Source organism: Larsenimonas rhizosphaerae (assembly GCF_026240105.1).
In the GTDB taxonomy this organism is placed as follows: domain Bacteria; phylum Pseudomonadota; class Gammaproteobacteria; order Pseudomonadales; family Halomonadaceae; genus Larsenimonas; species Larsenimonas rhizosphaerae.
Genome location: NZ_JAPIVE010000001.1, coordinates 196,120 through 218,424, shown reverse-complemented (window position 1 = coordinate 218,424; position 22,305 = coordinate 196,120). Strand labels below are relative to the sequence as shown.

At 59.3% G+C, this 22,305-nt stretch carries 26 protein-coding genes and 3 tRNA genes; 6 read left to right on the top strand and 23 right to left on the bottom strand.

What is annotated here, in order from left to right; translation table 11 throughout:
• Nucleotides 1-41 precede the first annotated feature (41 nt).
• Entirely contained in the window at nucleotides 42-896 is an 855-nt protein-coding gene (nadC, locus tag OQ287_RS01000) for a carboxylating nicotinate-nucleotide diphosphorylase (RefSeq protein ID WP_265895281.1), read from the top strand.
• Between the two features lie 19 nt (nucleotides 897-915).
• Here the strand turns inward: nadC and rhtB are convergent, their stop codons facing one another.
• The 6 genes from rhtB to OQ287_RS00970 form a co-directional block, all read right to left on the bottom strand.
• A complete protein-coding gene (gene rhtB, locus OQ287_RS00995; RefSeq protein ID WP_250936040.1) occupies nucleotides 916-1,539 on the bottom strand; it encodes a homoserine/homoserine lactone efflux protein in 624 nt (207 codons plus the stop codon).
• A 64-nt stretch (nucleotides 1,540-1,603) separates the two neighbouring features.
• The gene (locus OQ287_RS00990; protein ID WP_250936038.1) at nucleotides 1,604-2,092 is read right to left on the bottom strand and encodes a hypothetical protein; all 489 of its coding nucleotides are present in this window, start codon (nucleotides 2,090-2,092) and stop codon (nucleotides 1,604-1,606) included.
• A 12-nt stretch (nucleotides 2,093-2,104) separates the two neighbouring features.
• On the bottom strand, nucleotides 2,105-2,593 hold the full coding sequence (locus OQ287_RS00985; protein WP_265895889.1) for a GNAT family N-acetyltransferase: 489 nt from the start codon (nucleotides 2,591-2,593) through the stop codon (nucleotides 2,105-2,107).
• Complete coding sequence (gene mtnC / locus OQ287_RS00980; protein WP_265895279.1) at nucleotides 2,586-3,272, bottom strand: acireductone synthase; 687 nt, start codon at nucleotides 3,270-3,272, stop codon at nucleotides 2,586-2,588. The genes OQ287_RS00985 and mtnC overlap by 8 nt, the downstream gene beginning before the upstream one ends.
• On the bottom strand, nucleotides 3,269-3,823 hold the full coding sequence (locus OQ287_RS00975; protein ID WP_250936033.1) for a 1,2-dihydroxy-3-keto-5-methylthiopentene dioxygenase: 555 nt from the start codon (nucleotides 3,821-3,823) through the stop codon (nucleotides 3,269-3,271). The genes mtnC and OQ287_RS00975 overlap by 4 nt, the downstream gene beginning before the upstream one ends.
• Nucleotides 3,820-4,437, bottom strand: coding sequence for a methylthioribulose 1-phosphate dehydratase (locus OQ287_RS00970; protein WP_265895278.1), 618 nt, complete (start codon nucleotides 4,435-4,437; stop codon nucleotides 3,820-3,822). The genes OQ287_RS00975 and OQ287_RS00970 overlap by 4 nt, the downstream gene beginning before the upstream one ends.
• Before the next feature lie 144 nt (nucleotides 4,438-4,581).
• On the opposite strand from OQ287_RS00970, the gene tsaA reads away from it, so the two are divergent.
• A complete protein-coding gene (gene tsaA / locus OQ287_RS00965) occupies nucleotides 4,582-5,307 on the top strand; it encodes a tRNA (N6-threonylcarbamoyladenosine(37)-N6)-methyltransferase TrmO (RefSeq protein WP_265895277.1) in 726 nt (241 codons plus the stop codon).
• A gap of 68 nt (nucleotides 5,308-5,375) precedes the next feature.
• On the opposite strand, the gene purC is transcribed toward tsaA, so the two are convergent.
• Genes purC through dapA form a run of 4 tightly spaced genes read right to left on the bottom strand, consistent with a single transcriptional unit; the run spans nucleotide 5,376 to nucleotide 8,749 of the window.
• Nucleotides 5,376-6,089: a phosphoribosylaminoimidazolesuccinocarboxamide synthase gene (gene purC / locus OQ287_RS00960; protein WP_265895276.1), complete on the bottom strand. Its 714-nt coding sequence runs from the start codon at nucleotides 6,087-6,089 to the stop codon at nucleotides 5,376-5,378.
• Nucleotides 6,090-6,129: 40 nt separating this feature from the next.
• Nucleotides 6,130-6,918, bottom strand: coding sequence for an MBL fold metallo-hydrolase (locus OQ287_RS00955; RefSeq protein ID WP_250936029.1), 789 nt, complete (start codon nucleotides 6,916-6,918; stop codon nucleotides 6,130-6,132).
• The gene (bamC, locus tag OQ287_RS00950) at nucleotides 6,918-7,868 is read right to left on the bottom strand and encodes an outer membrane protein assembly factor BamC (protein WP_250936028.1); all 951 of its coding nucleotides are present in this window, start codon (nucleotides 7,866-7,868) and stop codon (nucleotides 6,918-6,920) included. Before bamC ends, OQ287_RS00955 begins: the two co-directional genes overlap by 1 nt.
• Nucleotides 7,865-8,749 (bottom strand): 4-hydroxy-tetrahydrodipicolinate synthase, encoded by an 885-nt coding sequence (dapA, locus tag OQ287_RS00945; protein WP_250936027.1) that lies wholly within the window; start codon nucleotides 8,747-8,749, stop codon nucleotides 7,865-7,867. The genes bamC and dapA overlap by 4 nt, the downstream gene beginning before the upstream one ends.
• A gap of 195 nt (nucleotides 8,750-8,944) precedes the next feature.
• On the opposite strand from dapA, the gene OQ287_RS00940 reads away from it, so the two are divergent.
• Nucleotides 8,945-9,418 (top strand): peroxiredoxin, encoded by a 474-nt coding sequence (locus tag OQ287_RS00940; protein WP_265895273.1) that lies wholly within the window; start codon nucleotides 8,945-8,947, stop codon nucleotides 9,416-9,418.
• Nucleotides 9,419-9,421: 3 nt separating this feature from the next.
• Here OQ287_RS00940 and OQ287_RS00935 read toward each other — a convergent pair whose 3' ends face one another.
• Complete coding sequence (locus tag OQ287_RS00935) at nucleotides 9,422-10,525, bottom strand: AI-2E family transporter (protein ID WP_250936023.1); 1,104 nt, start codon at nucleotides 10,523-10,525, stop codon at nucleotides 9,422-9,424.
• 3 nt (nucleotides 10,526-10,528) lie between these two features.
• Nucleotides 10,529-10,765 carry a sulfurtransferase TusA family protein gene (locus OQ287_RS00930; RefSeq protein WP_265895272.1) on the bottom strand — a complete coding sequence of 79 codons (237 nt, stop codon included), beginning with the start codon at nucleotides 10,763-10,765 and terminating at the stop codon, nucleotides 10,529-10,531.
• A gap of 98 nt (nucleotides 10,766-10,863) precedes the next feature.
• On the opposite strand from OQ287_RS00930, the gene OQ287_RS00925 reads away from it, so the two are divergent.
• Entirely contained in the window at nucleotides 10,864-12,321 is a 1,458-nt protein-coding gene (locus tag OQ287_RS00925) for a M48 family metalloprotease (RefSeq protein WP_250936019.1), read from the top strand.
• Between the two features lie 51 nt (nucleotides 12,322-12,372).
• Here the strand turns inward: OQ287_RS00925 and nadA are convergent, their stop codons facing one another.
• From nadA to OQ287_RS00875, 10 genes are all read right to left on the bottom strand, one after another.
• On the bottom strand, nucleotides 12,373-13,407 hold the full coding sequence (gene nadA / locus OQ287_RS00920; protein ID WP_250936017.1) for a quinolinate synthase NadA: 1,035 nt from the start codon (nucleotides 13,405-13,407) through the stop codon (nucleotides 12,373-12,375).
• A gap of 101 nt (nucleotides 13,408-13,508) precedes the next feature.
• Nucleotides 13,509-13,826 carry an EscU/YscU/HrcU family type III secretion system export apparatus switch protein gene (locus tag OQ287_RS00915; protein WP_250936015.1) on the bottom strand — a complete coding sequence of 106 codons (318 nt, stop codon included), beginning with the start codon at nucleotides 13,824-13,826 and terminating at the stop codon, nucleotides 13,509-13,511.
• On the bottom strand, nucleotides 13,819-15,087 hold the full coding sequence (locus OQ287_RS00910; RefSeq protein ID WP_265895271.1) for a flagellar hook-length control protein FliK: 1,269 nt from the start codon (nucleotides 15,085-15,087) through the stop codon (nucleotides 13,819-13,821). The genes OQ287_RS00915 and OQ287_RS00910 overlap by 8 nt, the downstream gene beginning before the upstream one ends.
• A gap of 207 nt (nucleotides 15,088-15,294) precedes the next feature.
• Nucleotides 15,295-15,370: transfer RNA gene (locus OQ287_RS00905), tRNA-Lys, on the bottom strand.
• A gap of 37 nt (nucleotides 15,371-15,407) precedes the next feature.
• Nucleotides 15,408-15,483 (bottom strand) — tRNA-Lys (locus OQ287_RS00900).
• A gap of 43 nt (nucleotides 15,484-15,526) precedes the next feature.
• Nucleotides 15,527-15,602 (bottom strand) — tRNA-Lys (locus tag OQ287_RS00895).
• A gap of 58 nt (nucleotides 15,603-15,660) precedes the next feature.
• A complete protein-coding gene (gene rluB, locus OQ287_RS00890; protein ID WP_265895888.1) occupies nucleotides 15,661-16,665 on the bottom strand; it encodes a 23S rRNA pseudouridine(2605) synthase RluB in 1,005 nt (334 codons plus the stop codon).
• Nucleotides 16,649-17,440 carry an SMC-Scp complex subunit ScpB gene (scpB, locus tag OQ287_RS00885; RefSeq protein ID WP_265895270.1) on the bottom strand — a complete coding sequence of 264 codons (792 nt, stop codon included), beginning with the start codon at nucleotides 17,438-17,440 and terminating at the stop codon, nucleotides 16,649-16,651. Before scpB ends, rluB begins: the two co-directional genes overlap by 17 nt.
• Nucleotides 17,441-17,478: 38 nt before the next feature.
• A complete protein-coding gene (locus OQ287_RS00880) occupies nucleotides 17,479-18,339 on the bottom strand; it encodes a segregation and condensation protein A (RefSeq protein ID WP_250937987.1) in 861 nt (286 codons plus the stop codon).
• 115 nt (nucleotides 18,340-18,454) lie between these two features.
• On the bottom strand, nucleotides 18,455-20,221 hold the full coding sequence (locus OQ287_RS00875) for a DEAD/DEAH box helicase (protein ID WP_265895887.1): 1,767 nt from the start codon (nucleotides 20,219-20,221) through the stop codon (nucleotides 18,455-18,457).
• Nucleotides 20,222-20,308: 87 nt separating this feature from the next.
• Between OQ287_RS00875 and OQ287_RS00870 the strand changes: the two genes are divergently transcribed.
• Both OQ287_RS00870 and OQ287_RS00865 read left to right on the top strand, forming a co-directional pair.
• Nucleotides 20,309-20,716 (top strand): hypothetical protein, encoded by a 408-nt coding sequence (locus tag OQ287_RS00870; RefSeq protein ID WP_250936010.1) that lies wholly within the window; start codon nucleotides 20,309-20,311, stop codon nucleotides 20,714-20,716.
• A gap of 50 nt (nucleotides 20,717-20,766) precedes the next feature.
• The gene (locus tag OQ287_RS00865) at nucleotides 20,767-21,078 is read left to right on the top strand and encodes a putative quinol monooxygenase (RefSeq protein WP_250936009.1); all 312 of its coding nucleotides are present in this window, start codon (nucleotides 20,767-20,769) and stop codon (nucleotides 21,076-21,078) included.
• 65 nt (nucleotides 21,079-21,143) lie between these two features.
• On the opposite strand, the gene OQ287_RS00860 is transcribed toward OQ287_RS00865, so the two are convergent.
• Nucleotides 21,144-22,202: an NAD(P)-dependent alcohol dehydrogenase gene (locus OQ287_RS00860; protein ID WP_265895269.1), complete on the bottom strand. Its 1,059-nt coding sequence runs from the start codon at nucleotides 22,200-22,202 to the stop codon at nucleotides 21,144-21,146.
• Between the last annotated feature and the right edge of the window lie 103 nt (nucleotides 22,203-22,305).

The window sequence follows — 22,305 nt, the reverse complement described above, 5'->3', positions numbered from 1 at the left end:
GCGCGCTGCCCTTCACCCCAACACTCATCAAGAGAGCCACCATGACATTTCAGGACGCCCTTGCCGAAGACATTCGCGCGACCGCCAGCCGAATGATTACCGAAGACATCGGTGGCGGAGACATCACTGCACAACTGATTCCCGCGGCGCAGTGGGCACGTGCACAGGTCATAAGCCGGGAAGATGCCATTCTGTGCGGCGTTCCCTGGGTTGAAGAGATTTATCGTCGCCTTGACCCAAGCGTTGTCCTGCACTGGGCATGCACCGATGGCGACAGCATCGCAGCCGACACCCCCTTTTTGACCCTGGAAGGGCCGGCCCGAGCCCTGATGACCGGTGAGCGCGCCGCCCTGAACCTTCTTCAGACCCTGTCCGGCACCGCAACAAGAACACGCCACTACGTAGACCTGGTAGCCGACACATCGGTCTCCATTCTGGACACACGCAAGACACTGCCCGGCCTGCGGCTGGCACAGAAATATGCTGTCACCTGCGGCGGCGGCAACAATCATCGCATCGGCCTTTATGATGCATTCCTGATCAAGGAAAACCACATCAGTGCCTGTGGTGGCATCGAGGCCGCGATAAGAGAAGCACGCGATATTGCACGCGACCTCCCGGTTCAGGTCGAGGTAGAAACCCTGGAGGAGCTTGATCAGGCACTTGAAGCGGGAGCGGACATCATCATGCTGGACAACTTTTCACTGGATGACATGACCCTTGCCGTTACCCGCACAGCCGGTCGTGCCCAACTGGAAGCCTCGGGCAACGTTGATGACAATACCCTGTTGAAGATTGTGGCAACGGGCGTGGATCGCGTGTCAATCGGTGCCTTGACCAAGCACGTCCAGGCCATCGATCTGTCCATGCGCGTCAGTGACATCATCGCCCGCTGAATACGTCATGTTTGACCTCTCAGGCATGACGATAGGCTGCCAGCAGCCCTGCGGCACCAACAAACAAGCCGCCAAAGACACGATTGATGGCGCGCTGCTGGCGTGGTGTTTGCAGCCAGCGCGCTATCAGGGTCGATAGCGTGGCAAACCCGATCATGACGATGACATCTATTCCGATCATGGCCATTCCCATCGCCATGAACTGCGGGCCATGGGGCGCATCAGCCACGACAAACTGAGGCAGCAGCGCCACAAGAAAGATAGTGGCCTTGGGGTTGGTAGCATTGACCAGCGCGCTTTGCAGACATCGACGCCCTGCCGAGACCCTGATGTTCGCGGCGTCGGATCTGATGGCCACGGCGCGCTCTCGCCATTTGCTCACGCCCAGATACACCAGGTACGCCACCCCTGCCCATTTGATAATGGAAAACGCCAGGGAGGAACCGGCCAAAAGAGACCCCAGCCCGATGCCCACCACCAGGATCTGAAAGGCCAGTCCGATCTGAAGGCCCAGAATCGAGGGCAGCGTCCGGCGAACACCATAGGTCATGCCATTGGACATTGTATTGATTGCACCTGCACCGGGCGTGATGCTGATCAACACACAAGCCAGCAAAAAGGCAGAAAACAGCGTCCAGCTCATATCAGTGCATCCCTGTTATCGGTTCATCATGCCGGCATCATGTCGGCATGCTCATCATCTGCAATCAGTGGTTGACGCCCGCTATGCGCGCTCTCAGTGCGGCATTGAAACGCCGCCGCTCCGACACGGGTAGAAGCCCCGAGGGAATCATACGTTTGGTCGCCTTGCCGGAACGCCCCTTCAGGACGACGCGGACCCCTACCGAACTTTCCCGCTCGATGGCCTCGATGCCCCGATAGGAAAGCTCTTCCAGCCGCGGCGCATAGAGCGGACCGCCGATAAAGTACACCGCATCATCCTCAAGGCGGAGAATCGGTGACAGGCGCCGTCGTCCCATCAGATTGCCACCAATCATCATGCCCCACAGAAAGATAAGTGCTGCCAGCGGTGATACCGGCCACCACTGATGCTGTTGATAGCAATACACCAGTAATGTAATACCGCCAGCCACTGAAAAGGCAAAGGCAATCCCCAGAAGGCGAGTGTTACTGCGTCGTTCGGTAAACAGCAGGGGCTCGGCCGTGGACGCACCGGCCTGAATATCAGTCATCATTAAAGCAAACCATTAGTGTGAGGGCAGCGCCAGCCGAAGCCGGATACGCTTAAGGTATTCACCACTGCGTTCGACCGTTTCTTCGCCCAGGGATTCCCAGCCATGGTGCAAAAGCCTGGGTGCCAGCGTCAGACTGGCCTCCATGCACAGTGCATCGAGTCCGGAACGTTCGGCTTCGTCAACCACCTGCCGGACAAGCCGGGAAGCGATTCCCTTGCCCTGCAGGGCAGGCCAGACATAGAGTGCCTCGACCCGCCCCTCATGACGATTCAATTCACAGAACCCGACACAGCGCCGGTCGATTTCTGCCACCACCGTGTAATAACGTACCTGACGCACCTGCCAGACCGATGCCTCCCTGGGCATCGCCGATGCCCAGGCCTCACGCTGCGCCAGACTGTAATGCCCGGATGGCCCCTCCATCACGGCATGATAAAAGACTTCTGCCTGATCGGCGGCATCTGTCATCACCGCCTCCCTCAGGCGCAATCGCTCAATCATTGCCATCAAGGCTTACCTCGTCAAAGCCTGACACGACCGGATGGGTTCCGGTCACCATGCCCTCACTGCGACACACCTGGCAGGTACGCAACCCGGCGTTTTGCGCCGCATCAAGCTCTTCCACCACATCTGATAAAAACAGCACGTCGCTTCCGTGCAACCCCAGCTCATCCAGAATGACGCGGTAACTCTCTGCATCACGCTTGCCGCCTACGGCAGTATCAAAATAACCACTGAACAGCGGGGTGAGATCCCCCTCATCGCTGTGCCCGAACATCAATTTCTGAGCATATACCGAGCCAGAGGAATAGATATACAGCGCGGCCCCTTGCTGCTTCCAGCGCTCAAGCTGCCTGACCACATCCCGATACAGGTGGCCAGTGAACTCTCCCTGCCGGTAACCGGTTTCCCAGATCATGCCCTGCAGGCTCTTGAGCGGCGTAGCCTTGCGATCCTCATCCATCCAGGAGCGCAGAATACCGGCCACGTCGCCGGTCGTGGCCTCAGGCGCTCCTGCGTCGGCACGTACCTCATCCATGCAGTCCGCGACTGCCGGCTCATCGGCATGAGCCTCAAGCCATTCGGGCAGCGCCTTGTACGCATGGGGGAACAGGATGTCGTGGACGAAGGCAATCGAACTGGTTGTCCCCTCGATATCGGTAATTACCGCCCTGATCATGAATGCTCCAGCTGTTCAAAGCGCGGGAAGTTACCGGCGATGGGACTGCCGGTCATTTGAGCGACCCACCCTTCCGTTCGAGTAAAGAGACGAATACAGCTGAAGGCCGGTGCCGGTCCCATGTCAAACCAGTGCCGGGTGCCTGTTGGTACCGACATCAGGTCGCCCTGGCTGCAGCCCACGGCGTAAACATGATCATCCAGGTGCAGGTAAAAGATACCCTCACCCCGAACGAAAAAGCGGACCTCGTCTTCGCTGTGCTGATGCTCTTCCAGAAATCTGGTACGCAGCGCGGCCCGGTCCGGGTGATCCGGTGTCATATGGATCACATCCGCCGTAGCGAAGCCTTCATTCTCCTTCAAACGCGTGACCTCATCGGCATACGCCAGGAGAATGGCGTCCTGATCCGCCTGAGCCGGCAGATCGCGAAGCGCCCAGCGCTCGAATCGCACACCGTGAGGGGCCAGCTCTTCGGCAATGACATCACCCTCACGGGTCGATAGAACCGGCTGTTCCGGGTGTGCTTCGTGATAGACCTTCAAAAAACTCATCGGCATTGCCTCAGGGTAAGTTCACAATCAAACAGCGCACTCAATGCTTCCACCTGATTCAGACAGGCCTGCAGATCTCCGGCCCAGGTATAAAGACCATGACCACGGATCAGATAGGCATGACAGGCACCGTCCGACACAGCCTGCTCCACCTCTGCGGCCAGTGCCGGAATATCCTGACTATTATCCACTACGGGAACATGGAACTGCGTCAGATGCGTCGACACGCCGTCAAAGACCTTCAGTAATTCATACCCGGACAGAATGATATTGTCACCGCTTTCCAGCATCGACAGGGCCGTGGCAGCGCGACAATGAGTATGCAAGACCGCCCCGGCGCCCTCTCTGAGCCTGTAGATCTGACCATGAAGAAGCGCCTCATCGGAGGGTTTGAGATCGCTGCCTACGGGGGTGGCTTCAAGGTCTGTCACCATGATATCCCCGACCGACAGATGCCCCTTGTGCCGGCCTGAGACCGTCACAGCCATGTGCGACCGGTCCAGCCGCACCGAAAAGTTGCCGCCGGATGCCGGCACCTGCTGCGCCTGGTGCAGCGTCCGCCCGGCCTTCACCAGAGCCTGTTGCGCCGTAGCCAGCGTGGGAAGATCAATCATGGTTGGTGACCATCCATTTTAGAGTCAGTGCATCATGCAGTAGATGGGCCCAGACTAACCAACCCGTCACCGGGATGCCAGCATCCTTAATTCAGGCGCCAGCTTCAGGTAATCTGACTCTATTTCCTCCCTGCATGGTGCTCGATGGCCCTTTCATCCGATACTGATTTTACCCTGACGCCCATTGCCACACTTGCCGGATGCTATCCGGACAAGTTCGGCGTTCCGCGCCAGCCCGGGCTTGCAGCGCATGCCACCGCCACACTGAACCTGCTTCCACCATTCAACCAGCCGGATTGTGTCCGCGGGCTTGAGGCCTTCAGCCATCTCTGGCTGCATTTCATCTTCAACCAGAGCCCCGAAAAATGGTCTCCCCTGGTACGCCCTCCCCGACTGGGCGGCAATGCCCGGGTCGGCGTGTTCGCTTCCCGGGCCACTCATCGCCCCAACCGGCTGGGGCTTTCGCTGGTTGAGTTGATTGATGTGCAAATCGACCAGGGAGTGCGCCTCATCATTCGCGGTCACGATCTCGTGGACGGCACGCCGATTGTCGATATCAAGCCCTATCTGCCCTGGGCAGACAGCACGACCGATGCCCGGGCAGGCTTTGCGCCCGCTCCACCGCTTGAACGACGCGTCATCTTCAGCGCTCGGGCTCGCAGGGCACTGGCCGACATGAATGACAGCGCCCAGCTTGAAGCACTGGTTACCGAAGTACTGGCACAGGACCCGCGCCCGGCTTATCAACATGGCAAAACCGGCCGCATTCATGGCGTACGGCTAAACCGGCAGGATATTCACTTTCACGCCATGCATACGCCTGAAGGCGAAACGGTTATTGAAGTGGTGGATATCATCGACCTGCCATGAGGCACTACACCATCTGCCATCAAAAACGCCGCGACAAGTCGCGGCGTTTTTGATCTTCCGACATGTGATCAGTCAAAGCTGATGCCGATTCGGCGCCCGACTTCCTCATACGCCTCGATTACCCCGCCAAGCCCCTGGCGGAACCGATCCTTGTCCAGCTTCTCACGGCTGGTGCTGTCCCACAGCCGGCAGCCATCCGGCGAAAACTCATCACCCAGGGTGACCTCGCCGTTGAAAACACCGAACTCCAGCTTGTAATCCACCAGCAGGATACCGCCATCCAGAAAGAGCTTTTTCAACACATCGTTCACCCTGAAGGTCAACTCACGCGCCAATTGAAGCTGCTCCGGGGTTGCCCAGCCAAAGGTTTCCGCCAGTGACTCATTGATCATGGGGTCATGCTGCGCATCGTTTTTCAAAAACAGCTCGAAGGTAGGTGGCTCAAGCGCCAGACCTTCCTCTACACCCAGCCGGCGACACAGGCTGCCAGCACTGTAGTTACGCACGACACACTCGACCGGCAGCATGTCGAGTCGCTTGACCACAGACTCTGTATCAGATAGCAGCGACTCGAAATGGGTGGGAATACCCGATTCCTTCAGCCTGTCCATGATGAAGGCATTGAACCGGTTGTTGACCATGCCCTTGCGTTCGAGCTGTTCGACCTTCTGGCCATCAAAGGCACTGGTGTCATCGCGAAACTCGAGAATCAATCGATCCGGGTCATCGGTGGTGTAAACGGACTTGGCCTTGCCCGCATACAGCGCTTCGCGCTTTTCCATTTAATCTCTCCAGGGCTACAGGTTGTTCAGGGAGTAAAAGTTAACTACAGGGAGCGTGCCGACGACTCAACGACTGCCAGCCGGCGCCATGCATCTGGTCTGCAACGACAAGGCGATGCGTGTCGTCACCCAACAGCGGCACAAGCGCCTCGAAGGCCAGCTCGGCAAGGTTGTTCTTGTCGGACAGGTGAGCCGCCACCACGCACTGCAAATGCTCGGTGCCTATGCCCTTGATCAGTTCCGCCGCCTGCTCGTTGGACAGATGCCCCCAGTGACCGCCTACACGGCGCTTGAGACTGGGGGGATACGGTCCACGCTGCAGCATGTCACGGTCATGATTGCACTCAAGTACCAGCGCATCGCAATGGCGGTAACGCTCAAGTACATGTGAGGTCACGTGTCCAAGATCCGTCAACAGGCCCAGATGACAGCCGCCGGCGCCCAGAATGAACTGAACCGGCTGTCGCGCATCATGAGGCACCGTGACGACATCGATATCCATGTCCTTGATGGAAAAATGCTGCTCCGGCGCAATCATGCTGACCCGGGCAAGCTTTTTCAGGCCGCTTTTAAGCCAGGTACCCGGCGTTGCATACACGGGCAGATCATATCGCCGCGCCAGTGCTGCTGCACCTCGCACGTGATCGATATGCTCATGCGTAATCAACAGCGCATCCAGCTCGTTCGGCGACACATCGAGACGCGCCAGGCGCGCCTCGATGTCCTTCAGGGAAAAACCGCAGTCCACCAGCACCCGACACTCGGCACTGGTGACCAGGGTGGCATTGCCCTTGCTGCCACTGCCCAGCGAAGCAAAGGACAGAGGCATCAGCGCAGCGTGGATGCCACGCGATCAAGAAGCTCTCGGGCCTCGCCCTGCTCGATCGGCTGCCCATCGGTTCGCGTCGCGGTAACCACTACCTGCTGATCACGCGGCGCCAGTTCAAGGCGATATTCACGTGGGTCCGGGCCGCTACCGAAGATCCACCAGCCACTACCGGAGGCAGTCGATGGCGTGTACGTCACGGTGAAGGTGCGTGCACTTCGATCCTGGTCGACAAGGCGTGCACCATTGTCACTGCTGAAGCTGTGTTCCAGCTGGTACGCCATTTCGGCCCAGGTCGATGAAAACCCCTGAGCAATGTTCAACTGCCATTGTCCCTGGCGATTTTCAAGCACCACCGTGTTGTCGTCAGACAGGTTCTGGCCTGCCAGTGATACACCCTCGCCCTGCTGGCTCACCGTCTGGCTCAGGTAGCCGGCCAGATCCTTGAGGCAGGCAGCATTGACGCTGTCGCCCTGGGTACATTCAACGCGCGTGGAATTACTGCGAATCCCCTGAACCAGTGTCAGCTCACCCTGGCGGGTCTGGATACGACCACGAGCCGGGTCAACTTCCTGGATGCCATAGCCTGCACGTGAGGCAAAATCCTGCAAACGCGGCCAGACAGCCGCGGGCGCTGCATTGACCAGCAACCAGCTATCGCCGTCCTCGTTGCGCAGCTGCGCAAAATCGCGCTGATCGCCTTTCGACATCATGGGCTGGGGGCGCGGCACCTTGAAGCCATCCTTGCCCTGCACGAAATCACCGTTGACCCGAGGAACCGGCATCGCATCCTGACTGGCGCCCTGGCGCGCCCCTTCCGGCAGCGACAGGGGCGCAACCATCTTGGCATCCACGTATTCCGAGTTGCGGTCGTAGTAATAGCCATTACTGCCGCACCCGGCCAGCAGCACGAGCAGTGACGCGCTCGCGACCCATGTGGTTCGGGATATCATTCTTCCAACACTCCTGCGAGCTGAAGGGCTTCTCCGACCGTGGCGTGATATTTTTCAGACAGCCAGGTCAGTGGCAAGCGTATTCCCTTGTCGGCCAGCCCCATTTCACACAGGGCCCACTTGACAGGAATCGGATTGGCCTCGATACCCAGCACGGAGTGCAGTGGCATAAGGCGCGTATTGATCTGGTGGGCACGGTCATGATCACCCTTGAACACTGCCTCGCACATGTCGTGCATGCCCTTCGGCGCAACGTTCGAGGAGACGGAAATCACACCATGGCCACCGGCCAGCATGAACTCACACGCTGTCGGATCGTCACCGGAATAAAACGCAAAGTCCTCGTTCCGGAGACGCTTGACCAGCTCGGCCGCGCGCTCCAGATTGCCGGTGGCGTCCTTCAGCCCCACGATATTGGGGATACAGGCAAGCCGGGAAACAGTATCGTTATAAAGGTCCACGCCGGTGCGGCTTGGCACATTGTATAAAATGATGGGCATATCGGTGGCTTCCGCCACGGCCTTGAAATGCTGATACAGGCCTTCCTGGGTCGGACGGTTGTAATACGGCGTCACTGACAGGCAGCCATCGGCGCCGACATCCTTGGCATACCGCACAAGCTCTACCGCCTCAGCCGTGGCATTGGCCCCTGTACCGGCAATGACAGGAATCCGGCCATCCACGATATTGACCACTTCGCGAATCACGTCAAAGTGCTCGGAAAAGGACATGGTGGTTGGCTCACCCGTTGTACCTGCCGCGACGATTCCATCGGTCTCGTGCTCAAGATGGAAATTGACCAGTCGGCGCAGCGCGTCCCAATCGATATCGCCATTGATCTTCATCGGCGTCGCCAAGGCGACCAGGCTACCCTTGAACATCTCGAACCCTCTCTTCGAAAACCGGATTAACACAGTATATTGTGTCCATGACCGAGCGGCTGCCCTCACGCAGAGAGGGCCCGGCCGGGAATAGATGGTACTCAGGCAAGCTTCCAGTGTACAGGTCAGGCAGACGAATCCCGGTGGAAAGCGCTAGACTTCATCATTCCACTTACTGTCTTCCCGGGAGTTATCATGTCCATCGAGATTGGCACCCCGTTGCCACACTTCTCCGTTTCCGCCACATCGGGGCTTACCATCACCCCGGAAAGCCTCACCGGCCACTATACCGTGCTGTACTTTTACCCGAAGGACAGTACGCCGGGCTGCACTACCGAAGGCCAGCAGTTCCGTGATCTGCACGATGAGTTCAAACAGGCCGATACCGTCGTTTTCGGTGTGTCCCGCGATGGCCTCAAGTCACATGACAACTTCCGAACCAAACAGGACTTTCCGTTCGATCTCATCAGCGACAGGGACGAAACCCTGTGCCGACTGCTGGATGTCATCAAACTCAAGAAGATGTACGGCAAGGAACACGAAGGTATAGAGCGCAGCACCTTCGTGCTGGATGACAAGGGGGTGTTGATTCAGGAGTGGCGCAAGGTCAAGCCGGATGGCCATGCTGCCGAGGTACTCGCCTTCATCCGCGAGCACCAGGGCAGCTGAGTGTCAGGCATCGCGCCCGGAGGCCTTCTTTTCCCTGCGGGCGCGATGGGTTGCCACGCTGCGCGGCCAGGCATGCAATAACGCCTTCATCAGCGTCGCAAGAGGAATGGCAAAGAACACGCCCCAGAACCCCCAGATTCCCCCGAAGAACAACACCGCGAGAATGATTGCCACCGGGTGCAGATTGACTGCTTCGGAAAACAGGATCGGTACCAGCACATTGCCGTCCAGCGCCTGAATGATGGCATAAGCCACCATCACATACATGAACTGATCTCCCAGCCCGAAATGAAAGCCTGCAACCGCGGCGATCGGCAGCGTGGCCGCCGCCGCACCGATATAGGGCACCAGCACCGAAAAGCCCACCATCAGCGCCAGCAGCGCCGAATACGGCAGCCCGAAACAGAAGAAGGTAACGTAGGAGACCGAGCCGACAATGATGATCTCCACCACCTTGCCCCGCACGAAATTGGCGATCTGACCGTCCATCTCTTTCCAGACCTGGGTCATCAGTGCGCGCTGGCGCGGCAGCAGGGACAGAAAAAAGCCGATCAGCTTTTCCTGATCCTTGAGCATGAAAAACACCAGAATCGGCACCAGCACCAGGTAGATAATGATGCTCAGCACATTGCCCAACGAGTTGAACGACATCCTGAGCGCTCGCTGCCCCAGTTGCGTGGCCTCGTGAGCCCCACTGTTGACCCAGCTCTGAATCTGGGCCGGTGTAATGACTGTCGGATACTGTTCCCGCAGTTGATCCAGTAGCTGCTGACTACGAACAAACATCCGCGGCACCTCGCTGACCAGCCCGGTCAACTGATCCCATACCAGCGGCAGGATCACCAGCGCCGCTGTCAGAAGCAGCACCACAAATACCAGAAAGATCAAAAGCACGGCCGGCAGTCGCGGCACTCCCCAGCGCTCCAGCCTGCTGACGCCGCCCTGCAGCAAAAAGGCAAATACCAGTGCGGTCAGAAACGGCGCCAGCATCTGGCCGAAGAAGACCACGATGGCCAGACCGACCAGCAACACCAGCCCCAGGATAATCGCCTCCTCATCCGAGAAGTAGCGATCGACCCAATGTTGTACCAAGGCCTTGACTGCCATGAATCAGCACACCCCCTTGATGAAGCGGTACCGGTACACGCCATCAACCGGCTCCTCGCGCGTCAGGGTATGCCCACCCTGGGCGGCATAACTTTCAAAATCACGCCACGACCCCGGGTCAGTGGCTTCAACGTGTAATACTTCGCCCGGCTGCATGGCAGTCAGGCACTGCCTGACCTTAAGCAGCGGCAGAGGGCAGTCCAGTCCTCTGGCATCCAGCGTCTGTTCACTCGTGGCCACGACAAAAGCTCCGTTACCGGTTGAAATCGCCCCGATTTAAGGGCACTTTGCCAGACAAATCAATTTATTCGGTATCGACTGACGCGGGATAACTCGAAATGAAAAGGCACGGCGTCGCATGGTGTTTAAGCGCAATTCTTCTATGCAGCGCCGCTGCCCGGCCCGCAACCGCCGTTGCAGACGATTATGGCCTGCCGGCACTGGGTGATGCCAGCAGCGCCATCTCGCCCATGGAAGAATTTCGTCTCGGGCGGGCCTGGCTACGCCAGTTCCGTGCCCAGACAATTTCCTGGCGCGACCCTATCACACGACACTACGTAGAAGACCTGATTCACCGCATGATGCCCTGGAGCGGCCTGGGTAATGAACGGATTGTCGTCACCTTGGTTTCCAGCCGCATGCTGAATGCCTTTGCCGTGCCAGGCGGTGTCATCGGCATCAATACCGGCCTGTTTGCCTTCGCACCGGATCGAGACACCTTCGCCTCGGTACTGGCACATGAAATGGGCCACCTTTCACAGCATCACTTTGCGCGGCAGCTGGAACAGCAACATGCCAGCCGTGTTCCCATGCTCACGGCGCTTCTGACCGGCATGGTACTTGCCGCCGGCGGAGGTGGCGGAGGCGATCTGGGGGTCGCTGCCGTGATGGGGACCCAGGCGGCATACATTCAAAACCTTTTGACCTACTCTCGCCAGTACGAACGTGAAGCCGATGACGTCGGTCTTCGAACGCTGGCCAATGCCGGCATGGATCCGCATGCCATGCCCCGCATGTTCCGTATTCTTCAGCGGCTGGCCAGCCTGCAGGGGTCTACACCGCCCGAATTCCTGCTGACCCACCCCCTGACCGAAACACGCATCAGCACCACAGAGGCCCGTGCCGATCAGCTGGGGCACGGCCATGGCCCCCCGGCAGGCCCGTTATACGACATGGTACGCGCCCGTGTACTGCTGGCCATGCACATGGATGACCCGGCTCAGGCCAGACACCGCTTGGAAGAAGACGACCCGTCGCCCGAGGCACTGGCGTATCTTGACGCCATGACCGATGCCGTCGAGCACCGTACCGACAAGGCGCTGACCGGACTCGACCGTTTGATAACACGCTATCCCGACCTGTCCATGCTGCAAAACAGCGCCGCCGATGTAGCCCTGGATGCCAATCGCTTCAACGAGGCCCTGGCACGCAGCCGCCGCTTGCTGGCCATTGTCCCCGACAACACTCCGGCTCGCCTGATCGAAGGTGAAGCCCTCCTCAATCTGGCGCCGTCAAAGGCCTATCCGGTGCTTGAAAAGCTCTCCGAACAACGCCCGGAAGACCCGGATGTCTGGAATCTGCTGGCAGAGGCCGCCGGGCGAAGCGGCCATTCAGCCGAAGGCCATCTGGCGCTGGCCGAGCAATTGCAGCTGACCGGTCGTATCGACAAGGGTATGAAACAGCTGGATATTGCCGAAGGGGAAGCCACCCGGGCCGGAAACTATACGCTGGCAAGCCGTATCAGGGCACGGCGGGACGCGTTCATGCGCTACCGCAGCGCGCTGGACGACTTTTGACACGATGGAAATACGCCCCGGCCGTTTCGGCCCGGGGCGTTGCAGACAGACTTACAGGCTGTTTCTGAACGTCAGCATGCGCTCCAGCCCGACCAGGGCGCGACGACGAATCGCGTCATCCACCTCGATCGCCCCCAGCCCCTCTTCAAGGCACAACTCGAGCTTATCGAGACTGTTCATTGCCATCCAGGGGCAATGGGCACAGCTGCGACAGGTCGCGCCATTCCCGCCGGTCGGCGCCTCGATCAACAGCTTGTCAGGCACGGCCTGCTGCATCTTGTAGAAAATGCCTCGATCCGTGGCAACGATCAGGGTGTCCTGTGTCATCTTGCGAGCGGCATTGATCAACTGCGACGTGGAACCTGCCACATCAGCCAGATCCACGACCGCCTGTGGTGATTCGGGATGCACCAGCACAGCGGCCTGAGGGTACACACGCAACATGTCCTCGATACCCCTGGCCTTGAATTCTTCATGAACAATGCAGGCACCCTCCCACATCAGCATGTCGGCACCGGTACGTGACTGCACAAACCGGCCCAGGTGCTTGTCAGGAGCCCAGATAATCCTTTCACCGCGCGCATGCAGGTGTGCCACCACATCCTCGGCAATCGCCGATGTCACCACCCAGTCTGCCCGTGCCTTTACCTCAGCCGACGTATTGGCGTATACCACCACGGTTCGGTCAGGATGTGCATCACAAAAGGCGCTGAACTCGGGCGCCGGACACCCGATATCCAGTGAACAGGTGGCCTCCAGGGTCGGCATCAGTACACGCTTGTCAGGCGACAGCATCTTGGCTGTCTCGCCCATGAAGCGCACGCCGGCAACGACCAGCGTAGAAGACGGTGATGCCGCACCAAAACGGGCCATTTCAAGAGAATCGGCAACGCAGCCGCCCGTTTCCTCGGCCAGAGCCTGCAGACTGTCTTCCGTATAATAGTGCGCCACCAGGGTGGCATTGTGTGCCTTGAGCAGGGTCTTGATGCGTTCGCGCTGAAGGGACTCATCGGCTGAAACAGCCGCAGGCTGGTAGGAGCGAGCCAGGTGCGCCTGCACCTGCTCGCGTTCGGTAAGGTGTGTCATGTGTCTATCACTCCGACAGGCAGGGGCTCCCCCTGCTGATGAACTGGCCCTCGACACGTCAAGGGCCGCCAGCGTCATCATAGCGCCAAAGGTCGCGCAGCTCACCCCTCCCGGGAAGCCTCGTCGCGTGCAGCCTGTCCGAGCGTCGTAAAGCCTTCCTCCAGGGCATAAACCCAGGCCAGCAGCTCGGCAATGGCCTGATAAAGGGCAGCCGGAATCCGCTCATCGAGATCAACCTTCATCAGTAGATCCACAAGCTCGGCTGAGTGATGAACATAAAGGCCGTTTTCCTCGGCTCGCTCAAGAATGGCCTGTGCCGTAGATCCATATCCCTTGGCGACCACACGCGGCGCGGCGTCACCAGCCCCATAGGAAATGGCCGCGGCGCGCGCCTGTGGTGCGGGTTGCTCCTCACTCATGCCCCTCCTCCCGCGTCAGTCGTTCGATATCGATACGTTGTGTCGACAGCCCAATCTCCGACATTGCCTGCTGAAGGGCAACACGCGCCTCACGAAAGCGACCTGCGGTCTGCGCCTGATCGGTGCGACAGGCAATCGACAGTGCTCCATCATTCATCAGCAGGTCAAACTGCACTGCTCCCAGACGCGGCAATTCAAGGCTCAGGGTTGAGCGCCAGCGACTGGCTTCATCATCGTCCGCCTGATGGGCCTCACGTTCATCCATGTATAGGGCATCTTCATCCGGCAAGGGACGCAGCTCGGTGATTTCCATTAACAGCGGCACCTGCGGTGTCAGCTGGGCATCAATACGAAGGGTATGAGTGGTCAGGGTTTCCAGCTGGTGGCTGACCAGCCGCTGAACGCTTTCATGAATGATCTGCCGCGGCTCGGTACCGACAGGTGATGATCCCACGTCACCTCGCGCCATCGTCTCCGCACCTGACCGGGCCGATGCAGCAGCAGGGCCTGGCGCCATGTCAGCCGCACCAGCCCCGAAAGGCATTGTGGCTGATCCGACCGTCGGCGGGGGGGTTGCCCCCGGCATGCCGGGCGAGGGATGCACCTGCCCTGCAACTGCAGCACCTGTCGTGGTCATCGGGGCGCCGGGCTGCGCCGCAGGTGCTCCCGGCAGCGGAGCGCCCTCACCTCCGGCACGCAGCAGCAGCGGCAAGCGTCCCTGAGGCTCCTGACGGAGCAGTTGCTCCGGAAAGTCACCCTTGAACCAGCGAGACAAGTGGGATTCGTAAAATATGCCGCTTTGTCCGACGGTTTGTCGCAGCCCTTCCGCCATGGCGCTCGGGCTGGCAGGCACACCCGGCTGAGTAATCAGTGCAGGCGTCCGGGCTGGTACGCTGGTTTTAACGTCACCAAACTGTGACAGCAGGGTGGAAAGCGTCTGGCCTTCCCGGGTAAAGCGAAACTGGAGGGATGAGGGTGCGGCCCTGGCCGCGTCACTGGTCGCCGGTTGCAGCCGCTCATAAAGCCCTGCCTCGGCCCCGGCACGCTGGGCGGCACCCTGTCGCGGCGAAGCAACCTGCATTTCCGGCTGCTGAGGGCGATTCAAATGCTCCTGGCCAGGCTTGAGCGACTGATCACCCCGTATGGCATTAACAGACAACACCTTGTTCTCGGCCCCTTCGGAAGCCACACGCTCCATCTGTGCCCGGCGCCCCAGCACCTGATGCATCAGGGTATCAATCAGCGGGGTTATGGTACTCACGGCAAGACCCTCCACACTTGGGGGCAGGCATGCCCTTTCCACGTCACCAACACGGAAACAACACCCACCGTTAATATCGACGCAGAAAGCGCCTTATCGTGACAGTATCGACCACTGTGGTTCACGACTGAAGTCCTTGACCAGGCGAAATACCATTTTTCAGGCATAAAAAAGCCCCGATCTCGAAGAGACCGGGGCCTTGAATTCTGGTGGGTCGTGTAGGATTCGAACCTACGACCAATTGGTTAAAAGCCAACTGCTCTACCAACTGAGCTAACGACCCTGGAAAAACCGTTCGATTTTTCGTGCACAAGTTCGGATGGTGGGTCGTGTAGGATTCGAACCTACGACCAATTGGTTAAAAGCCAACTGCTCTACCAACTGAGCTAACGACCCGTAACATGCCGAACGGGTTGAGCTTTTCTCTTACTGGAAGAGATGGTGGGTCGTGTAGGATTCGAACCTACGACCAATTGGTTAAAAGCCAACTGCTCTACCAACTGAGCTAACGACCCGCTCAACGCGGCGCAAATATTACTGTGAAACGCACCGGCATGCAAGCACTTATATCAATTACCGTTGTCGACGCGGCGGACGCGGTGCCCAGTCGTCCTTCGAGGACCGGCGTGCGTCATCTCTGGATGACCGCTGAGCGGCACCCTGACGTCCTTCGCCGGCCCGGCCCCTGCTGTCACGGCTGCCATCGCGGCTTTTGCTGTCACGGCCACCGTCGCGCGAGCTCGTGGACTTGACGCCACGCACGGGACGACGCTTGTCCTTGTCCCGATTCCAGCGGTTTTTCTCATCCGGCGTCAACTGCGGCACACGCCGCTGCTCCAGACCTGCCAGCGTCGATAGTCCATCGACCTCTTCCTGAGTCAACTCGGTCCATTCCCCCGCCCGGGCCCGCTTGTCGATAAAGATATTGCCATACCGAACACGTTTCAGACGGCTGACGGTCAGGCCCTGGGATTCCCACAGGCGACGAACTTCACGGTTGCGCCCTTCAAGAATCACGACGTGAAACCAGGTATTTATGCCTTCGCCACCAAACTCCTGAATATCGGAAAACCTTGCGGGGCCATCATCCAGCATTACCCCTTCGGCCATGGCGTTGACCTGTGCCTGGGTTACTTCACCCATGACCCGCACGGCGTATTCACGCTCGATCTGCATCGAGGGATGCATCAGCTTGTTGGCCAGCTCCCCATCCGTGGTAAACAGCAACAGACCACTGGTGTTGATATCGAGACGGCCAATCGCGATCCAGCGCTCTCCCTTGAGGCGCGGCAGCCGTTCAAACACGGTGCGTCGTCCTTCAGGGTCACGTCGCGTACACAGTTCGCCTTCCGGCTTGTTATACATGATCACCCGACGCGGGGCGTCTTCGGCAGCACGGATGCTGACCGGGCGGTTATCGACATTCACGCTGTCGGTGGTGGCAATACGGTCGCCAAGGGTCGCTACCCTGCCATTGACCGTAACGCGACCATCGGCAATCGCGGTTTCCATTTCGCGGCGTGAACCCAGCCCGGCCCGGGCCAGTACCTTCTGCAGCTTTTCAGTCGTCGTTGTCATCAGTGTCATTACTCTCATCGTCGTGCCGGTTATCTGCTGCCTGGTCAGACAGTGAATGCCGGCGTTCGATCAATCGCTGGCCCAGGGTGGCAAAATCCAGCGTTGATTCCGTGGACGCCTTCTCGGCGTGTTGTGCTGTCTCGCTCGCATTGTCAGGCGGAACAGCAGGTGCATCTTCCTCATCGAGGGGGAGTATATCGCCCTCGGGGGAAGCATTGTAATCCTGATTGCCCTCCGTGTCGGGAGGCATGCTCAGGGTGTGCATGGGGGGCAGTTCATCAAGCGTTGTCAGCCCGAAGTCATCCATGAAGCTGCGAGTGGTAGCATACACGGCCGGTCGCCCCGGCACGTCACGATGACCGATGACCCGCACCCAGTTACGCTCGGTCAGGGTCCGCATGATCGAGGCACTGACCGATACGCCTCGTACCTCCTCGATGTCTGCCCGCGTGACCGGCTGGCGATAGGCGATCAGTGCCAGGGTTTCCATCAGCGCCCGGGAATAGCGCTGCGGGCGCTCTTCCCAGAGCCTGGAGACCCAGGGCGACAGGGCCTGACTGACGTGAAGACGGTACCCTGAGGCCGTGTGACTCAGTGTCAGGGCGCTGGACTCAAGACGCTGACCCAGCACATCCAGCGCGGCCTTGAGCTCGAGCCTGGTCGGCCGCTCGCGCTCGTCGAACAGGCTTTCCAGCCGGTCAAGCATCAACGGCTCCCCGGCGGCCAGCAGCACCCCTTCGATAATACGATCCAGGGAAATGTCATTGTGAGTCACGGCACCTTTTACTCCGGGTCATTCACTGGCATACGTCATTATTCATCGTCAAAGGCAGACTCTCCGCCCTCCTCGCCCGTTATCCCGTCAACGTGATCCGCCTCGGCAAGTCGGGCACGAACGTGAATCGGCGACAACGGGGCATTCTGAACGATCTCGATCATGCGCTCCTTCGCCAGTTCCAGCAGGGCCATGAAGGTCACGATGACCCCGGCGCGGCCTTCCTCCAGCGTAAAGAGCGCTTCAAAGGGCGTAAAATGTCCTGCATCGAGGCGCGCCATGATGGCGAGCATACGCTCACGTGTCGAGAGGGTTTCACGTGTAATCTGGTGGGACTGATTCAGCTCGGCCTGGGCCAGCAGCCCCTTGAGCGCGCCCAGCAGGTCCGCCATGTCCACCTCCGGGTAGATCACCCGGGGAGAAAGCTCCGGCAATGCGACCTGAGGGCTGAACCAGTCACGCCCCTGGCGCGGCAGGGTATCCAGCTCATCGGCCGCCTGCTTGAGTTGTTCATATTCCTGCAGTCGACGCACCAGTGCAGCTGTCGGGTCGTCCTCGTCCTCCTCCGCGTCCCCCTTCGGTGGGCGCGGCAACAGCGTGCGCGATTTGATTTCCGCCAGCATGGCGGCCATCAACAGGTACTCTGCCGCCAGATCGATCCCGGAAGTTTCCATCAGCTCGACATATTCAATGTACTGGTGGGTCACCGCCGCCACATTGACCGCCAGAATATCCAGGTTCTGACGACGAATCAGATACAAAAGCAGATCCAGCGGCCCTTCAAAGGTATCCAGAAAGACCCTGAGCGCTTCCGGTGGAATATACAGATCCTCGGGCAGTTCCGTGACAGGCTCATCATTGACTCGTGCCAGAAACGAGGACGGCGGCGCCGACAGCATCGGTACCGACGGCAGGGCATCGGAATCGCTCATCGCGAAAAGGGCTCAGGGTAATCAAGGGAAAGGGACAGATTCATCGTGTAATTGTACCAGCATTTCAGGCATCTGACGCCTGTCAGGAAGCGCTGTCGGCGCGCCGATAGCGTCCTTCGTAATCAAACAGCTTTTCTCGAATCTTCCAGTATCGCCCTACCTTGCGACCGATCACGAAATCAGGCGCTCGAAGCCGTGCGTGCTCGGCACAAACGGTCTCGATACTGTCCGGTACCCAGCCGGTTCCCGGGGCCCGCAGGTGGTGGCGTAGAAAAATCCGCTCGAACACGGTGCGCTGAGCGGGGGTCTCCAGGGCAAACCACTCATCGAGCTGCGCGCCATCCTCGTCGTGATAGACCACCTGAAGCCGGGGCAGGCCACGGCCATTGCGCGCCGCCACCAGCTCCATGCCGCTGACGCGCAAAACCTTCGCATCACGCAGCTTCAAGGCCTCCTTGAGCTGGTTGTCAGCGTCCACCAGCAACCGCTCACACCCGCCACAGCGCCGGGCAGCAATATCATTTTCCGTTCCGCACTCATCGCAGACCTTGAAGCGAAATCTGAACAGGCACTGGGTCAGGCCCTGCTCTCCTTCCACCAGTCCCTGGCAGCGTCGTCCGAAATGCTCGATCAAAACCTCACCGTCCATGCGCCCCCAGAAAGTATTGGCAAAGTCACACAGTGGACATGGTACCTGCACCGGCTCGGTATCCGACGCCGGGCGTGGCGTGGTCATGTCCGGGTCATAAAGTCCCCAGGGGTTGCCGGCATAATCCAGAATCAGACAATCGGTCTTGCCCGGACTCAGGCGCAGGCCGCGACCGACAATCTGCTGATAGAGCCCGACCGACTGGGTGGGACGCAATATGGCAATGACATCCACATGGGGGGCATCAAAGCCGGTAGTCAGTACCGAAACATTCACCAGGTACTTGAGTCGGCGGGCCTTGAAGTCGGCGATGATCTCGTCACGCACCCGAGTCTCGGTCTGCCCGGTCACCAGCGCACTTTCCGGAGGAAGATAGGTCATGATCTCCTCGGCATGCGCCACGGTCGCGGCAAAGATCATGACCCCCTGCCGATCCGTCGCCTGAGCCAGTACATCCTCGATGATCACGGGAGTAGCCCGACTGCCCTTCACTACCCGATTGAGTTCATCCTCCCGGGGTGCTGCGTCACGGCGGGTTATCAGGTGGGAGAAATCATACCGGGCAATGGCAGCATCAATCAGGCGCGGTTCGGTCAAATATCCCTGCCGCACCATCACCCGCAGCGGTTGTTCGAATACGCAGGCCCTGAAAAAGGACGTCTCCGGCCCGCGCACCATGCCGTGGTAATGCTGGTGATAAATGGCGCCCTGGCCGAGCCGAAACGGCGTTGCCGTCAGCCCCAGCACCTTGAGATTCGGGTTCGCTGCCCTCAAATGATCGATAACCTGCTGATAACGCGATACGCGCGTGGCATCATCACTGACGTCCACCCGATGGCATTCATCAATGACCAGCAGGGTGAAGTCACCGCCCCCGAAGGCATCAAGGCGATTGGCCACCGATTGCACCGACCCGAAAACGACCTGACGTGCGGTTTCCTTGCGCCCCAGACCGGCACTGAAAATGTCCGCCTGCAGGCCGTAGGCCTCATACTTGGCGTGGTTCTGCTCGACCAGTTCCCGGACGTGGGCCAATACCAGTACGCGCCCGCGGGCAAGACGCGCCAGCTCGGCAATGACAAGGCTTTTTCCGCTGCCGGTGGGCAGTACAACCACCGCCGGCTCGCTGCTGCGGCGAAACCAGTCCACCACGCGGCGAACGGCCTCCTGTTGATAGGGGCGAAGTGAAACCTGGGTCATTGCACCACACACGAATAATGAAGGGGCCACCATGATGGTGGTCTCGTTCGAATCAGACAAGGCAGGCGTTCCCTGCCAGGAGTTGCCATGGATGCCAACCCGGTACTGCAGACCTACCTCGATTACCTCGATGAAACAACCGAAGTGGAGGTCGTTGAAGACCACGCCGCCAGATTGACCAATGATGGCGTTGATTTCATGCTGATCGCCGCCGAGGATGAACCCTCGTTTTTCCAGCTCCTGCTGCCCAATGCCTGGCCCACCGGCACGGATGATCAGGCCCTGATGCTGGAAGCAGCCAATGAAGTGATGAATACCCTCAAGGCCGTCAAGATTGTACTGATGGAAGACACCGTTCACCTGAGCGTGGAACAGTTTGTCTCGGGGCCGGATCAGGGTGGCCAGTTGCTCGAAGGCCTGATTGAATTACTGAAAAGCGCCGCCGCCGAGCTGCACGAGCGACTGGGCATGGGCAAGGCCCCTCTGGTTCACTGATACGGCACGCATCTGCGCTCATCGACCACCCATAACAAGGAAGACACCCCATGAGTCACACCCCGTTAGTCATGACTGCCCGCTACCAGGTTCGGCCGGAGGCCATCAAGGAATTCATGGCCCTGGCGGAGCATGATGCCAGTGAGTCCCTGGCCTTTGAGCTTGGCTGTCGTCGGTTCGACATCAGTCTGGACGATGGCAACCCCCACACCGTAGTGCTGACGGCGACCTTTGATGACCGCTCGGCCTTTGATCATCATACCCACATGCCGCATTACCTGCCCTGCCTGGCAGGGGTCAGCGACATGCTGGAGGCACCGGCCGAGATCGACCTGTCCGCAGAGGACGCACCCGCTGCATGACGACATGTGCCCCCGCTCCGTATCAGGAAGCGGGGGCACATGGACATCACTTCACTTTCAGCATATCAGGCCGGGAATGACGCCTGCATGTCGATGACAAACCGATACTTCACATCCCCCTTTTCCATGCGCTCGAATGCCTCATTGATCTGATCGATTTTGATCATTTCAACGTCGCAGGCGATATCGTGCTTCGCGCAGAACTCAAGCACTTCCTGGGTCTCCGCCATGCCGCCAATCAGTGAGCCTGCCACCACTCGACGCTTCATCAGCAGATTGGCGGCGTTGATGGGCGGATCGATTGGCTCAAGCAGCCCGACCAGAATATGCGTGCCATCATGGCCCAGTGCATTCAGATACGGGTTCAGATCGTGCTGTACCGGGATGGTGTCAAGCATGAAGTCAAACCGGCCGGCCACTGCCTCCATCTGCGCCTCGTCGGTGGAGATCACCACGTGATCTGCGCCCTGAGCCAGAGCCTCCTCCCGCTTGCCTTCAGAGCGGGTAAAGAGAGTGACTTCCGCACCCAGAGCCCGAGCCAGCTTGACCCCCATGTGCCCCAGTCCCCCCATGCCAATCACGCCCACCTTGTGACCAGGCCCGACGCCATGATGACGAAGCGGCGAGTAGGTCGTGATGCCGGCGCACAAAATCGGCGCGGCGCCTTGAAGGTCGATACCCTCGGGCATGCGCACCACAAACCGCTCACTGACCACGACGTGACGGGAATACCCTCCCTGGGTCAGCGACTGATCGTGGCGATCCGGGCTGCCATAGGTCATGGTGAATCCTTCCTGACAGTACTGCTCCAGCCCATCGTGACAGGCACTGCAGTGTCTGCAGGAGTCAACCATGCAGCCCACACCAACAACGTCACCGACCTGATAGTGGCTGACATCACTGCCTACCGAGGTGACGCGACCGACAATCTCATGACCCGGCACTACCGGGTACGATGAAAAGCCCCAGTCATCACGAGCAAAATGCAGGTCGCTGTGGCAGACGCCACAATAGAGAATATCGATGGACACATCGTCGGCACGAGGCGCACGGCGCTCAAAGGTCCAGGAAGACAGGGGCTGGTCGGGAGAAAAGGCCGCATAGGCCTGGGTAGTAACGGGCATGCATGCCCTCCTTGTACAAAAAAAGTCTCCGTCAGTGTGCGCCTGACACCCATGCCAGACCAGAGCCGTTACTACCTCAAATATGCCTGTTTCTCCAGAAAAC

Coding starts and splice junctions, on each gene's coding strand:
- nadC (WP_265895281.1), top strand. CDS start 42: ATGACATTTCAGGACGCCCTTGCCGAAGACATTCGCGCGACCGCCAGC.
- rhtB (WP_250936040.1), bottom strand. CDS start 1,539: ATGAGCTGGACGCTGTTTTCTGCCTTTTTGCTGGCTTGTGTGTTGATC.
- OQ287_RS00990 (WP_250936038.1), bottom strand. CDS start 2,092: ATGATGACTGATATTCAGGCCGGTGCGTCCACGGCCGAGCCCCTGCTG.
- OQ287_RS00985 (WP_265895889.1), bottom strand. CDS start 2,593: ATGATTGAGCGATTGCGCCTGAGGGAGGCGGTGATGACAGATGCCGCC.
- mtnC (WP_265895279.1), bottom strand. CDS start 3,272: ATGATCAGGGCGGTAATTACCGATATCGAGGGGACAACCAGTTCGATT.
- OQ287_RS00975 (WP_250936033.1), bottom strand. CDS start 3,823: ATGAGTTTTTTGAAGGTCTATCACGAAGCACACCCGGAACAGCCGGTT.
- OQ287_RS00970 (WP_265895278.1), bottom strand. CDS start 4,437: ATGATTGATCTTCCCACGCTGGCTACGGCGCAACAGGCTCTGGTGAAG.
- tsaA (WP_265895277.1), top strand. CDS start 4,582: ATGGCCCTTTCATCCGATACTGATTTTACCCTGACGCCCATTGCCACA.
- purC (WP_265895276.1), bottom strand. CDS start 6,089: ATGGAAAAGCGCGAAGCGCTGTATGCGGGCAAGGCCAAGTCCGTTTAC.
- OQ287_RS00955 (WP_250936029.1), bottom strand. CDS start 6,918: ATGCCTCTGTCCTTTGCTTCGCTGGGCAGTGGCAGCAAGGGCAATGCC.
- bamC (WP_250936028.1), bottom strand. CDS start 7,868: ATGATATCCCGAACCACATGGGTCGCGAGCGCGTCACTGCTCGTGCTG.
- dapA (WP_250936027.1), bottom strand. CDS start 8,749: ATGTTCAAGGGTAGCCTGGTCGCCTTGGCGACGCCGATGAAGATCAAT.
- OQ287_RS00940 (WP_265895273.1), top strand. CDS start 8,945: ATGTCCATCGAGATTGGCACCCCGTTGCCACACTTCTCCGTTTCCGCC.
- OQ287_RS00935 (WP_250936023.1), bottom strand. CDS start 10,525: ATGGCAGTCAAGGCCTTGGTACAACATTGGGTCGATCGCTACTTCTCG.
- OQ287_RS00925 (WP_250936019.1), top strand. CDS start 10,864: ATGAAAAGGCACGGCGTCGCATGGTGTTTAAGCGCAATTCTTCTATGC.
- nadA (WP_250936017.1), bottom strand. CDS start 13,407: ATGACACACCTTACCGAACGCGAGCAGGTGCAGGCGCACCTGGCTCGC.
- OQ287_RS00915 (WP_250936015.1), bottom strand. CDS start 13,826: ATGAGTGAGGAGCAACCCGCACCACAGGCGCGCGCCGCGGCCATTTCC.
- rluB (WP_265895888.1), bottom strand. CDS start 16,665: ATGACAACGACGACTGAAAAGCTGCAGAAGGTACTGGCCCGGGCCGGG.
- OQ287_RS00880 (WP_250937987.1), bottom strand. CDS start 18,339: ATGCTGTCGGCGCCGCCGTCCTCGTTTCTGGCACGAGTCAATGATGAG.
- OQ287_RS00875 (WP_265895887.1), bottom strand. CDS start 20,221: ATGACCCAGGTTTCACTTCGCCCCTATCAACAGGAGGCCGTTCGCCGC.
- OQ287_RS00870 (WP_250936010.1), top strand. CDS start 20,309: ATGGATGCCAACCCGGTACTGCAGACCTACCTCGATTACCTCGATGAA.
- OQ287_RS00865 (WP_250936009.1), top strand. CDS start 20,767: ATGAGTCACACCCCGTTAGTCATGACTGCCCGCTACCAGGTTCGGCCG.
- OQ287_RS00860 (WP_265895269.1), bottom strand. CDS start 22,202: ATGCCCGTTACTACCCAGGCCTATGCGGCCTTTTCTCCCGACCAGCCC.